This is a genomic window from Novispirillum itersonii subsp. itersonii ATCC 12639, from assembly GCF_000381985.1.
In the GTDB taxonomy this organism is placed as follows: Bacteria; Pseudomonadota; Alphaproteobacteria; order Rhodospirillales; family Rhodospirillaceae; genus Novispirillum; species Novispirillum itersonii.
Genome location: NZ_KB907339.1, coordinates 179,601 through 192,677, shown reverse-complemented (window position 1 = coordinate 192,677; position 13,077 = coordinate 179,601). Strand labels below are relative to the sequence as shown.

The 13,077-nt window shown below is 64.0% G+C and carries 10 protein-coding genes; 7 read left to right on the top strand and 3 right to left on the bottom strand.

Annotation, left to right across the window (positions count from 1 at the left end; translation table 11 throughout):
- Positions 1–16: 16 nt before the first annotated feature.
- Entirely contained in the window at positions 17–2,005 is a 1,989-nt protein-coding gene (locus G365_RS0106565; protein ID WP_019644711.1) for a PhoX family protein, read from the top strand.
- 120 nt (positions 2,006–2,125) lie between these two features.
- Here the strand turns inward: G365_RS0106565 and G365_RS0106560 are convergent, their stop codons facing one another.
- Positions 2,126–4,207: a methyl-accepting chemotaxis protein gene (locus G365_RS0106560; RefSeq protein ID WP_019644710.1), complete on the bottom strand. Its 2,082-nt coding sequence runs from the start codon at positions 4,205–4,207 to the stop codon at positions 2,126–2,128.
- A 240-nt stretch (positions 4,208–4,447) separates the two neighbouring features.
- Positions 4,448–5,137 carry an orotate phosphoribosyltransferase gene (locus G365_RS0106555; protein ID WP_019644709.1) on the bottom strand — a complete coding sequence of 230 codons (690 nt, stop codon included), beginning with the start codon at positions 5,135–5,137 and terminating at the stop codon, positions 4,448–4,450.
- Between the two features lie 273 nt (positions 5,138–5,410).
- Here G365_RS0106555 and G365_RS0106550 point away from each other — a divergent pair, with 273 nt between their 5' ends.
- Positions 5,411–6,205 (top strand): enoyl-CoA hydratase-related protein, encoded by a 795-nt coding sequence (locus G365_RS0106550; protein ID WP_019644708.1) that lies wholly within the window; start codon positions 5,411–5,413, stop codon positions 6,203–6,205.
- The gene (locus G365_RS0106545; protein WP_245554711.1) at positions 6,162–7,256 is read left to right on the top strand and encodes a mitochondrial fission ELM1 family protein; all 1,095 of its coding nucleotides are present in this window, start codon (positions 6,162–6,164) and stop codon (positions 7,254–7,256) included. The genes G365_RS0106550 and G365_RS0106545 overlap by 44 nt, the downstream gene beginning before the upstream one ends.
- Positions 7,257–7,293: 37 nt before the next feature.
- On the opposite strand, the gene G365_RS24320 is transcribed toward G365_RS0106545, so the two are convergent.
- Positions 7,294–8,994 carry a helicase HerA domain-containing protein gene (locus G365_RS24320; protein WP_026345150.1) on the bottom strand — a complete coding sequence of 567 codons (1,701 nt, stop codon included), beginning with the start codon at positions 8,992–8,994 and terminating at the stop codon, positions 7,294–7,296.
- Between the two features lie 586 nt (positions 8,995–9,580).
- Here G365_RS24320 and sdhC point away from each other — a divergent pair.
- From sdhC to G365_RS0106520, 4 genes are read left to right on the top strand one after another with little or no spacing between them, the layout of a single operon-like run.
- Positions 9,581–9,964 (top strand): succinate dehydrogenase, cytochrome b556 subunit, encoded by a 384-nt coding sequence (gene sdhC, locus G365_RS0106535; RefSeq protein WP_019644705.1) that lies wholly within the window; start codon positions 9,581–9,583, stop codon positions 9,962–9,964.
- Positions 9,965–9,986: 22 nt separating this feature from the next.
- Positions 9,987–10,367 carry a succinate dehydrogenase, hydrophobic membrane anchor protein gene (sdhD, locus tag G365_RS0106530; RefSeq protein WP_019644704.1) on the top strand — a complete coding sequence of 127 codons (381 nt, stop codon included), beginning with the start codon at positions 9,987–9,989 and terminating at the stop codon, positions 10,365–10,367.
- A gap of 5 nt (positions 10,368–10,372) precedes the next feature.
- A complete protein-coding gene (sdhA, locus tag G365_RS0106525) occupies positions 10,373–12,163 on the top strand; it encodes a succinate dehydrogenase flavoprotein subunit (protein ID WP_019644703.1) in 1,791 nt (596 codons plus the stop codon).
- A gap of 24 nt (positions 12,164–12,187) precedes the next feature.
- Entirely contained in the window at positions 12,188–12,970 is a 783-nt protein-coding gene (locus G365_RS0106520; RefSeq protein WP_019644702.1) for a succinate dehydrogenase iron-sulfur subunit, read from the top strand.
- Positions 12,971–13,077 lie beyond the last annotated feature (107 nt).

Genomic DNA, 13,077 nt, shown 5'->3' with positions numbered 1-13,077 from the left:
CTGGGGGTAAAGAGCCGTGACCGCTGACACCACACGTACCGATTTCACCTGTGAAACCGCCTGTGCCGACCAGACCCCGGCACTGAACACCCTGATCGATGCCCGCCTGTCCCGCCGTGCGGCCCTGCGCGGCCTGTTCGTCTCTTCCGCTGCGGTCGTTGGCGGCTCGATGGTGTCACACTTTGCCATGATGCAGGATGCCGCTGCGGCGACCGCCATGGTCAGCCCCGGCGTTGCCGGTGGCAAGTCCACCCTCGGTTTCACCGAAATCGACAAGACCATCACCGACAACCACCGTGTGGCCCCGGGCTATACGGCGCAGGTGCTGATCCGCTGGGGCGACAAGGTCGAACCGCGCGCCGAAGCCTTCGACCCGCTCAACCAGAGTGCCTGGGCCCAGTCCAAGCAGTTTGGCTATAACAACGACTACGTCGGCTATCTGCCGCTGCCCGCCGGGTCCGACAATTCCGAGCACGGCCTGCTGTTCGTCAACCACGAATACACCAACACCGAGCTGATGTTCCCCGGCCTGACCGAGAAAGACGCTCAGGACAAGGTGACCAAGGCGCAGGTGGAAACCGAGATGGCCGCCCATGGCAACTCGGTGGTCGAAGTGAAGAAGGAAAACGGCAAATGGCGCGTGGTGCAGAACAGCATCTATGCCCGCCGCATTTCCTTCCTGACCACCGAAATGCTGCTCAGCGGCCCGGTGGCCGGTCATGACCGTGTCAAGACCAAGGCTGACCGGACCGGCACCCGCGTGCTGGGCACCCTGAACAACTGTGCCGGCGGCAAGACCCCGTGGGGCACCGTGCTGACGGCGGAAGAAAACTTCCATCAGTACTTCTCGGGCACCGCCGCAGGCACCAAGGAAGCCGAGAATCACAAGATGTACGGCATTGAAGGCAAGCCCGCCTACGGCTGGGGCAAGCACTTCGACCGCATGAACGTCGATAAGGAACCGAACGAGCCGAACCGCTTCGGCTGGCTGGTTGAAGTTGACCCCTATGACCCGACCCTGATGCCGCGCAAGCGCACCGCCCTGGGCCGCTTCAAGCACGAAGCCGCCGGCTGTGCGGTCAACCCCGACGGCACCGTCACCGTCTATTCCGGCGATGACGAGCGCTTCCAGTACCTGTACCGCTTTGTCACCAAGGGTAAGTACCACCCGGAAGACCGTCAGGCCAATCTGGGCCTGCTGGATGACGGCACCCTGTACGTCGCCCGGTTTGATGCCGACGGCACCCTGCACTGGCTGCCGATGATCTTCGGTCAGGGTCCGCTGACCCCGGCCAACGGCTTCAACTCTCTGGCTGATGTGCTGATCGAGACCCGCCGGGCCGCCAAACTGGTCGGCGCGACCTCGATGGACCGCCCGGAAGACGTGGAAGTCAACCCGGTCACCGGCGCTGTCTATGCCATGCTGACCAACAACACCAAGCGCACCGCCGAGCAGACCGACGCGGCCAACCCGCGCGGCAACAACGCCTATGGCCACGTGATGGAAATGATCCCCCCGGCGAAGAACGGTAAGGCGGATCATGCCGCTGACACCTATCACTGGGATATCTTCCTGCTGGCCGGTGACCCGTCCAAGCCGGAACATGGTGCCAAGTATCACCCCGATGTGTCGAAAAACGGCTGGCTGGCCTGCCCGGATAACTGCGCCTTTGACCCGAAGGGCCGCCTGTGGATTTCGACCGATCAGGGCTCTGAACAGGCGAAGAACAAGATCTCCGACGGCATTTATGCCGCCGATGTCTCCGGCCCGGGCCGCGCCCTGACCAAGTTCTTCTACGCCACCCCGAAGGACGCCGAAATGTGCGGCCCGGAATTCACCCCCGACGGCAAGACCCTGTTCGTCGCGGTCCAGCACCCGGGGGAAGGTAAGGACTCCACCTTCGATAAGCCCAGCACCCGCTTCCCGGACTTCAACGAGGCGATGCCGCCGCGTCCGTCCATCGTCGCCATCACCCGCAATGACGGCGGCGAAATCGGCGGCTGACCGGGCTGAGGGCAGAACACCTGCCCGCCTGTAACGATCATGCAACGATGCGGAAAAGGCGACCCGGACCGGGCCGCCTTTTTCGCTGTCCCCTACAACATCTCTCTGGGGCAACGAGCCTTAACGGCCCGCACGGAGGTAGCCGATAAAATCGCTGACCTCCTGCTGGAGTTTGCCGGACTGATCCGACAGCCCGTGCGACAGTGACTTCAGGCTACCGGCGGCCTGCCCGGTATCCTGCGCCGCCTGAGAGACCGAACCGATGTGGTCAGTGACCGAGGTGGTCGCCTCGGATGCCCGTTGTGTGTTCAGCGCGATTTCCCCGGTGGCGGCGCCCTGCTCCTCAACCGCACCGGCGATCGAGGCCGTCACTTCGCGGATGGTGTCGATGGTGTTAACGATCCGCCCGATTGATTCCACCGTCTGGGTCGTTGCGCCCTGAATTTCAGCGATCTTCAGGCTGATCTCATCGGTGGCATGGGCGGTCTGCGAGGCAAGCTGCTTCACCTCAGACGCCACCACGGCAAACCCTTTACCGGCATCCCCGGCCCGGGCCGCTTCAATGGTCGCATTCAGGGCCAGCAGATTGGTCTGCCCGGCAATCGCACGGATCAGACCGACCACCGCACCGATCGACTGGGCGGCGGCAGACAGGTTGAGGATGGTGCTGTTGGTCTGACGGGCCTCTTCCGCCGCATCGGCGGCAATGGTGGCAGACCGGGCGACCTGCGCATTGATTTCACGGATTGAGGCAGACAGCTCTTCTGCACCGGCGGCGACGGTCTGCACATTGGCAGCGGCATTCCCTGCCGCATCCGATACCGACACCGCCCGGCCAGACGCAGCCTCCGCCGTTCCCGCCAGCTGATCCGCCGCAGAGGCGACATCATGGGCGGTCTGGGCGAAGTGGTCGGTCAGCGCCCCCATCTGATTCTGGAACTGAGCGGCAAGCCGGTCCCGCTCCTGCTGCAGGCGGGTGGCCTCTTCCTGCTGGCGGGCAATCGCCTGACGGGCCTCGCCTTCCGCTTTGGCTTTCAGGCCATCGCGCAGACGCACCACCTCCTGACCGATGCTGCCGATTTCGTCGCTGCGGGCCGCTTCCGGCACATCGGCCTCATAATCGCCCCCGGACATGGTTGCCAGAGTCCGGCCCATCGCTTTCAGCGGGCGTCCGACACCGGTCTGCAGCAGCACCAGCAGCAGCAGGGCTGCCATCACCACGATGGCACCGCCGATCACCAGCATACGGGCGCGGATGGTGTCGGCGGTGGCGGTGATCACCGCTGTCGGCACCGTGGCCATCACCACCCAGTGTTCCTGCGTTCCGTCAGCGCTGATCGCCCGCGCAATGTGACGGAGGGGCCCTTGATCCCCCGCGCTCTCGCCGCTGACCATCCCGTCTGATTTCAGGGCTGCGGCAAAGGTTTCCGCCAGTTCCGGCGCGGCCTGCGCCACCGGTTTGCCGATCTTGGCGGGATCAGGGTACGCCACCAGCAGCCCCCCGCCGGAGATCACCGCCACCGAACCGACACCAAAAGGCTTTTCCTGCTGAATTTCCCGCGAGATCACCGCCAGATCGAGATCAACGCCGATGGTCCCGGCGTAACGGCCATCAATCTTCAGGGGCATGCTGATGGTGGTGATCAGCAGTTCTTTTCCGGCTACCGGATAAGGGTATGGTTCGATGGCGATTTTGCGGCCGGTCTGCTTCGGCAGCAGATAATAATCCCCGGCCCCGGGCTTGTCATAATCGACCAGAACCTCCCGCAGGATAGTGCCGCTGCCCCGGTTCCAGTACGGCATGAACCGCCCGCTGGCGTCATACCCTTCCTTTCCGGCAAAAGCGGCATCCTTCCCGTCGAAAGCATTCGGCTCCCACCCCATCCACGCGGCCAGAATATTATCGTTGTGGGCAATCCCGGCCTTCAGAAGTTGATCATAGGCAGCCCGGTCGGTGATGCCGCTGACCTGCAGGGCCTCGGTGGCGGCAGCCAGAGTCTCGGGGACTTTCGCGGCCAGAGACAGACGGATCTCAACACGGCTGGCATAGGCATCAAGGGTGCTTTTCTCAAAGTCCTGCGTCAACGCCTCAAGCGAATGGTCCGCATGGCTGATAATACTGTACGCTCCGATGGAAAAAACAGCGGTCAGGACACCCACCGCGAGCAATGAGACTTTCAGTGATATTGATTTAATGGCCATTCAGCAGCCCCCCTCCGCCTTTGTGGAACATTTTTCAGTGGGTAAACATCCATTCAGACATGACCCGCCAAAAGGATGGCGACTTTTTACACAAAGGGGAAACAAAAGATGGGGGATTAATATGATTAAAATTAAATATAAAAATCCCGCCCAACCGGAACGGCGGGCGGGATTTTCAGAACAGGCCTGCCACAAGGGAAAGCCGGGTGGGGAAAACCGGGCGGGGAAAGCCGGAAGGCTTTATTCCGCGCGGCCGCCATGGCTGGCCGACCAGCTGATCGGGTCGTGCAGGAAGGCGCGCACTTCGTTGATGGTGTTCTTATCGAAGGTGCCCGAGGTTTCGGCCACTTCCAGAACATCCCACCAGGTGGCGAGGAAGTGCAGTTCCAGACCTTCTTCTTCCAGCGCCTTCAGGGCACCGGGGAAGACACCGTAATAGAACATCACCAGCGCGTGTTCGCACTTGGCCCCGGCATTGCGGATGGCGTTCATGAAGTTCAGCTTGGATCCGCCGTCGGTGGCAAGATCTTCCACCAGCAGAACGTTCTGGCCTTCCTTCAGGTCGCCTTCGATCTGGGCCATCCGGCCAAAGCCCTTCGGCTTCTTGCGCACGTACTGCATCGGCAGATCAAGGCAATCCGACACCCAGGCGGCGTAGGGGATCCCGGCGGTTTCGCCACCGGCAACGGCGTCGATCACCTCGAAGCCGATGTCACGCTGCACCTGCTGCACGGCCAGATCAATGATCTTCCGGCGGGCACGCGGGAAAGAGATGATCTTGCGGCAGTCGATGTAGACCGGGCTGGCCCAGCCGGCGGTCAGGGTATAGGGCTCTTCCGGACGGAAATTGACAGCCTTCAGTTCAAGCAGAATACGGGCAACGGTCAGGCCAGCCTGCTTTTGTTCGGGGCTGCGGGAAGCGGTCTGCATCGGCGCGGGTCCTATTGAGTTCTGTGCCAGAGGGACGGGCGGCACGGGGGCTGCCCGGGCCGGAAATCAGGCTGCGCAGAACCGCCGGGTCCGTTAGGCGGACCTGATATTGCACTGCACAGTCAGCTTGAATGCGATTGGCCGTTTCTTTACGGTCTATCGGCGGCTGGCACAACACTAAACAGCATGACCGGACCAACAGCGGATCAGCGGCAGGGCATCAGCCTGCACCGTCTGCGGCCAGTCCCGCCCCGGCCCGGCAGGAGGAACCCGATGTCCACGCCTGAAAGCGCCCCGATTCTGCTCACCCGCGACGGGGCTATCGCCACCGTTACCCTCAACCGTCCGGAAAAGCTGAATGCCATGGATCTGCCGATGTGGCAGGGTCTGGCCGATGCTTTTGCCGCCCTGAATGCCGACTCCGGGGTGCGGGCGGTGGTCCTGCGCGGGGCCGGGGGCAAGGCATTCGCAGCCGGGGCCGATATCGCCGAATTCGACACCGTGCGGGCCACGGCAGAACAGGCCAAGGACTATGACCGTATCATGCGCGGGGCCCTGACCCTGGTGCGGGATTGCCCCCATCCGGTGATTGCCCGCATTGACGGGGCCTGTGTCGGCGGCGGGCTGGAGCTGGCGTGCATGGCCGATCTGCGCATCTGCGGCGAAAGCAGCCGTTTCGGCGTGCCGATCAACCGGATCAGCGTGGTGATGGCCTACCCGGAGCTGGCGGGAATCCTCAACCACATCAACCCGGCATCGGTGCTGGAAATCCTGCTGGAAGGAAAAATTATCGGTGCAGCCCATGCGGAACGCATTGGACTGGTGAACCGCGTCGTCGCAGACGATATGCTGGAGCAGGACGTGGCCGACACCGTCCGGCGGATCACCGCCGGTGCACCGCTGGTCAACCGCTGGCACAAGGCCTTTGTGCGGCGGCTGACCGGCACCCCGGCCCCGATTTCTGACCGCGAGCTGGACGAATGCTATGAGTTTCTGGCGACAGAAGACTACACCGAAGGCCTCAGTGCCTTCAGGGACAAGCGGAAAGCCGCCTTCACGGGCCGCTGACGGGGCCGGAAAAGGGCCGGAGGGGGCAACGGCAACGCCCCCTGCCGCCACGCCGCGCCTTGGGCAGATGCCGGAAGACCGCGACCCGCTGGTCTGGGTGCTGTCCGATGACCGCGCCGGAAACACCAGTCAGGCCCTTGGCGTGGCCGAGGCCCTTGGCTGGGAGTTTGTGACCAAGGACATCCGGTATACCTGGGCCGGACGGCTGCCAAACGTACTGCGCCGGGCCTCGCTGATCGGGGTTGATGCCAGCACCGGCAGCGCCATGGTCTCGCCATGGCCGGATCTGGTGATTGCCGCCGGGCGGCGCACTGCCCCGGTCGCCCGCTGGATCAAGCGCCGCAATCCAGCGGCCTACCTGTGCCAGATCATGTGGCCGGGGGCCAGCGGCCTGAACGACTTCGACCTGATCGCCGTGCCGTCCCATGACCATCTGCCCGGCGTGCGGGACAATGTGATGCGCATTACCGGCGCCCCGCACCGGGTGACCGAAACCCGTCTGGCGATTGAGGCGGCCCGCTGGCATACCCGGCTGGGCAGCCTGAAGCGGCCGCTGTTTGCCCTGATCGTCGGCGGATCGACCAAAAACCGCACGTTCACCCCGGCCATGGCCCGTGATCTGGCGGAGCAGGTCGGCACGATGGTCCGCGCCACCGGCGGCTCTCTGGTCGTCACGACCTCCCGCCGGACCGGACGGGAAGCCGAAACCGCGCTGATGAAAGCCCTGCCCGCCCCGGCACACCTGTTCCGGTGGGGCGATACCGGCGAAAACCCCTATTTCGGTTATCTGGCCCATGCCAGCGCGGTGATCGTCACCGGTGATTCCGTCAGCATGGTCTCAGAGGCCTGCGCGACACAGGCCCCGGTTTACATCTATGCGCCCCCGGCGCTGATCACGCCCAAGCATGCCCGCCTGCACCAGAACCTGTATGCGCTGGGTCTGGCGGAACCCCTGTCCGGCCTGTACCGCCCATGGGTCCACCCGGCGCTGAACGCCGCCACCGATATCGCCGCCAGCATCCGGCGAGCTCTGGTCGGCGACCGGCTGTAAAAGACCCGGGGCCTTTCGGGGACTGTGGCCCCCCGGTTCAGCAGGCCTCAGCCGTGAGGTCTGCTTCCGGATTGCCCGGGGCGGTTTCCCAGTTCAGGGCCGTCAGCAGAATGCAGCGGTTGCCATAGACATCATCGCGGATGCGGATCATGTCGCGCTGCTCCAGATAGCTCAGCAGGCCCCGGGCCCGGCGGGCGGAGCGGCTGCCCCGGGCCTTGGCGATGGCAGCGTCTGACGGGCACGGCTCACCGGCCAGCGCCGACCGGGCCAGCAGCAGATACAGGGCCTGCAGATCTTCCGGCAATCCGGCGGCCACCTGCTCGGCCTCGCCCCATTCTGGGGTCTGGGCCAGCGCGTCATCCACCCCGGCCCGGGCCGTGGCCAGCCGCCGCCGGAACCCGTTGAGATCAATCCCCCGGCCACTGACGCCGTAGGACTTACAGCGGGTGATGAAGTCCTGATACAGCACCTGCACCGAACGGTACGGCGCATCGGGATCCAGCAGCAGATCGCGCAGGATGGCATCATAAAAGGCGCTGGTCCCCACCTGTGGCAGGGTCTGATCCGCCGGGATCATCACCCCCGGAAGCGCGGGCTGGGCAACCGGCGGAGCAACAGCCGGAGAAACCGGAGGCAGCGCCGGGCGGACAGCCGCGCCCTCCTCCCCGTCAGTCCCGGCCCCTTCCTCTTCCACCGGGTCTTCGGCCCCGCCGAGAGACAGCAGATCGTCATCGCGGTCATCGCCGTCATCCCCGTCCGGCGCGGGTGGCACCGCAGCCAGTGCCGGGGCCTGCGCCGCCGCCGACAGGGCCGCCGCCAGCGACCGCAGGGTCTCGTCGGTGGCGGTCGGTGACGGGCGCACCACGGCAAGACGCGGCGTTTCCGGCGCGTCGGTGGCCATCAGCAGGTCGCGGGCATCTTCCAGCGACGGCGGCGGCGGCACCAGCTTGGGGCTGGAAGAGCGGCCCGAGGTTTCCACCGTACCGATACGGATCGGCAGCGGACGGCGTGACAGGGCCGGACCAAGGGCGATGAACTGCCCGCGCTGAAGATCCCGGAAGGCTTCGGCCTGCCGCCGTTCCATACCCAGAAGATCGGCGGCACGGGCCATGTCGATATCGAGAAACGTGCGCCCCATCAGAAAATTAGAGGCTTCCGCCGCCACGTTTTTCGCCAGCTTGGCAAGGCGCTGGGTGGCGATCACCCCGGCCAGACCGCGTTTCCGGCCACGGCACATCAGGTTGGTCATCGCGCCGAGGGAAACCTTGCGGGCTTCATCAGAAACCTCGCCCGCCGCCGCCGGGGCAAACAGCTGCGCCTCATCAACCACCACCAGCACCGGATACCAGAATTCCCGCGCGGCATCGAACAGGCCGTTCAGAAACGCGGCGGCAGCCCGCATCTGGCGGTCCATCTCCAGATTTTCCAGCGACAGCACCACCGAGATCCGGTGCTGTCGCACCCGTCCGGCAACCTGCACCAGACCGCTTTCGGTGTGCTCCGCCGCGTCAATGGCGACATGGCCATAGCGTTCGGCCAGCGTCACAAAGTCACCTTCCGGGTCGATCAGCACCTGCTGGACCTGACTCGCGCTCTGCTCCACCAGCCGCCGCAGCAGATGCGACTTGCCGGACCCGGAATTGCCCTGCACCAGCAGGCGCGTCGCCAGCAGCTCCTCCAGATCGAGCAACGCCGGAGTCCCGCTCTGCGTCTTCCCCATCTCGATCATTACCGTCATGCGTCTGCGCCTGCCTTAAGCCATGATAGAGCTGCAAATCCCGCGCGCCCCCCGGGGGCAACGCCCCGGAAAGCCGTACCGGACAGACAGCATGGAAGGTGCCACCGGTCACGGGCGGCAGTGATGACTCGGGCATCTGTGGGGGGGAAGTCAAGGGCCTATGTCACACCTGCCCCGCCATGGCTGTGGATTATTCCCCCGCCCCGGGCGGCAAAGGGGGGAGGCAGAGGCGGGGGTACACGACTCCTGATCCAATCCCGGCGGCGCACCGTAAAAATACGGTATCCCTCCCCGTTCGGGGGAGGCTCCGGCAATGTTTCCCCAACTATTCGGGCAGTCTGCGGGACGGTGATTATTATGACTTGCAAAGAGAACCCGTTCATTTTGAAAGAGTCCAGCCAAAGACCCACCCGAGAGGGTAGGAAAAACCGCTTTTTCGTGGCATCGCAACGTTGACAACCCCGGCGGTCAGGGGCTAAACCAAGCCCGCATCGCCATTTTATGGACCCATCGTGCCCCCGGACCAACCCCGAGATAACAAGGGATCCGCACCGGGTGATCGGAAAGCTGTCGAGAGGCCCGCGCCATGAAACCTGACTCCAGGCCCCTGTCCCCCCATCTCCAGATTTATTCCTTCAAGCTGCACATGGCGATGTCGATCAGCCATCGCATCACCGGTGTGGCCCTTGTGGTCGGCACCCTGGTGCTGCTGTACTGGCTGGGGTCGGCTGCCGCCGGTCCGCAGGCCTATGAGACCGCCTCGTCCCTGATCGGGTCGTGGTTCGGTCGCCTGCTGCTGCTGGGCTGGAGCTTTGCCCTGTTCTACCACCTCTGCAACGGCATCCGTCACCTGTTCTGGGACGCGGGCAAGCTGTTCGAGAAGGAAGAGATCTACAAGTCCGGCATCATCGTGCTGGCAGCCGCCGCGGTCCTGACCGTGCTGGCGTGGATCCTCGGCCTGGCCATCTGATAACGACTGCGGGAGAGAGAGAATGAGCCTGCGTACTCCGCTTGGCCGCGCCCGCGGCCTCGGTTCCGCCAAGGAAGGTGTCCATCACTGGTGGCAGCAGCGCCTGACCGCCGTGGCGATGGTGCCGCTGGTGTTCTGGTTTGTGGTGTCGATCGCCGCCAACGTCGGCGCCGACTATGCTTCCATGCATGCCTGGCTGAAGAACCCCCTGAATGCCTCCCTTCTGGTCCTGCTGCTGGCGGCGGTGTTCCACCATGCCCAGCTCGGCCTGCAGGTGGTGATTGAAGACTATGTGCACTGTCACGCCGTGAAGACCGCCAGCATCGTGGCGATCAAGCTGCTGAGCATCGCCCTGGGCGTGTTCGGCGTGGTGTCGGTGCTGTTCGTTGCGATTGGAGGCTGAGACAGATGGCCGCTTATACGTTTGTCGACCACAAGTATGATGTGGTTGTCGTCGGGGCCGGCGGTGCCGGTCTGCGCGCCACCTTCGGCATGGTCGCCGCCGGTCTGAAGACCGCCTGTATCACCAAGGTGTTCCCCACCCGCTCCCACACCGTGGCGGCGCAGGGCGGCATCGGTGCCGCACTGGGCAACATGGCCGAAGACAAGTGGCAGTGGCACATGTACGACACCGTCAAGGGGTCGGACTGGCTGGGTGACCAGGACGCCATCGAATACATGTGCCGCGAAGCCATCCCCGCCGTGCACGAGCTGGAACACTACGGCGTTCCGTTCTCCCGCACCCCGGACGGCAAGATCTATCAGCGCCCGTTCGGCGGCCACATGCGCGATTACGGCAAGGCCCCGGTGCAGCGCGCCTGCGCCGCCGCTGACCGTACCGGCCACGCCATCCTGCACACCCTGTATCAGCAGAGCCTGAAGCATAAGGCGGAATTTTTCGTCGAATACTTCGCGCTGGACCTGATGATGGATCCGCAGACCGGCGAATGCCTCGGCGTTGTCGCACTGGATATGGCCACCGGCACCATCCACCGCTTCCAGGCTCATCAGACCGTCCTCGCCACCGGCGGGTATGGCCGCGCCTACTTCTCCTGCACCTCGGCCCATACCTGCACCGGCGACGGTAACGGCATGGTCGCCCGCGCCGGGCTGCCGCTGCAGGATCATGAATTCGTGCAGTTCCACCCCACCGGTATCTACGGCTCCGGCTGTCTGATCACCGAAGGGGCGCGCGGCGAAGGCGGCTACCTGACCAACTCGGCGGGTGAACGCTTCATGGAACGCTATGCCCCGACCGCCAAGGATCTGGCCTCCCGCGATGTCGTCTCGCGCGCCATGACCATGGAAATCCGCGAAGGGCGCGGCGTCGGCAAGGGTGCGGACCATATCTTCCTGCATATGGAACATCTGGGTGCCGAAATCCTGCACAGCCGTCTGCCCGGCATCACCGAAACCTCGAAGATTTTCGCGGGCGTCGATGCCACCAAGGAACCGATCCCGGTTCTGCCGACCGTGCATTACAACATGGGCGGTATTCCGACCATCTACACCGGTGAAGTGGTCCGTCCGACCAAGGACAGCCCGGATAACCTGTGCGGCGGCCTGATGGCCGTCGGCGAAGCGGCCTGCGTGTCGGTGCACGGTGCCAACCGTCTGGGCACCAACTCCCTGCTCGACCTCGTGGTGTTTGGCCGTGCCGCCGCCCACCGCGCTGCCGAGCTGGTGAAGCCGAACACCAAGCATCGGGCTCTGCCCGGCGATGCCGGTCAGAACGCGCTGGACCGTCTGGACCGCGTGCGCAATGCCAAGGGCGAGCGCCGTGTTGCCGAAATCCGTCTGGACATGCAGAAGGCGATGCAGCTGGATGCGGCCGTGTACCGCACCTCCAAGTCGCTGTCCGAAGGCGTCGAGAATCTGAAGAAGATCGCCGCCACCATGCCGGATATGGGCATCACCGACCGCTCGCTGGTGTTCAACACCGACCTGATCGAAGGTCTGGAGCTGGAAAACCTGATGGCCTGCGCCAACGCCACCATGGTGTCGGCGGAAGCCCGTAAGGAATCCCGTGGCGCCCATGCCCACGAAGATTATCCGGATCGTGACGACGCCGAATGGATGAAGCACACCCTGGCTTATGTGGATGACAAGTACAACGTCTCCCTCGATTACCGTGCGGTTCACACCTACACGCTGACCGACGAAGTCGAGTACATCAAGCCGCAGAAGCGCGTGTACTAATCCGGACGCCGAGAGGATAAACCCATGGCTGAATTCAACCTTCCCGCCAATAGCCGGGTGACCGAAGGCAAGACCTTTAAGGCTCCGGCCGGCGCCAAGCGCGTCAAGAAGTTCAAGATCTACCGCTATGATCCGGACAGCGGGCAGAACCCGCGCGTCGACACCTTCGAGGTGGATCTCGACGCCTGCGGCCCGATGGTGCTGGACGCCCTGCTGAAGATCAAAAACGAGGTGGATTCCACCCTCACCCTGCGCCGCTCCTGCCGTGAAGGCATCTGCGGTTCCTGCTCGATGAACATCGACGGCACCAACACCCTGGCCTGCCTGAAGCCCATCGACGACGTGAAGGGTGACGTCAAGATCTACCCGCTGCCGCACATGCCGGTGATCAAGGATCTGGTCCCCGACCTGACCCACGTGTACGCCCAGTATGCGTCGATCGAGCCGTGGATGCAGGCTGACACCCCGTTCCCGCCCAGCGGCGAACGGCTGCAGTCCCCCGAAGACCGCGCCAAGCTGGACGGCCTGTGGGAATGCATTCTGTGCTTCTGCTGCTCCACCTCCTGCCCCAGCTACTGGTGGAACGGTGACCGTTACCTCGGCCCGGCGATCCTGCTGCAGGCTGCCCGCTGGATCAATGACTCCCGCGACGAAGCCACCGGCAAGCGTCTGGATGATCTGGAAGATCCGTTCAAGCTGTATCGGTGCCATACCATCATGAACTGCACCAATACCTGCCCGAAGGGTCTGAATCCGGCCAAGGCCATTGCCGACATCAAGAAGAAGATGATCGAGCGCGTGGTCTGATACCGTTCCGGTCAGCCGGATCACGGATTTGTGAAAACCGCCGGACTGTAAAGCCCGGCGGTTTTTTCTATGCTGTCAGCGCTAACGGGTTTTCCCCTGATACCAAA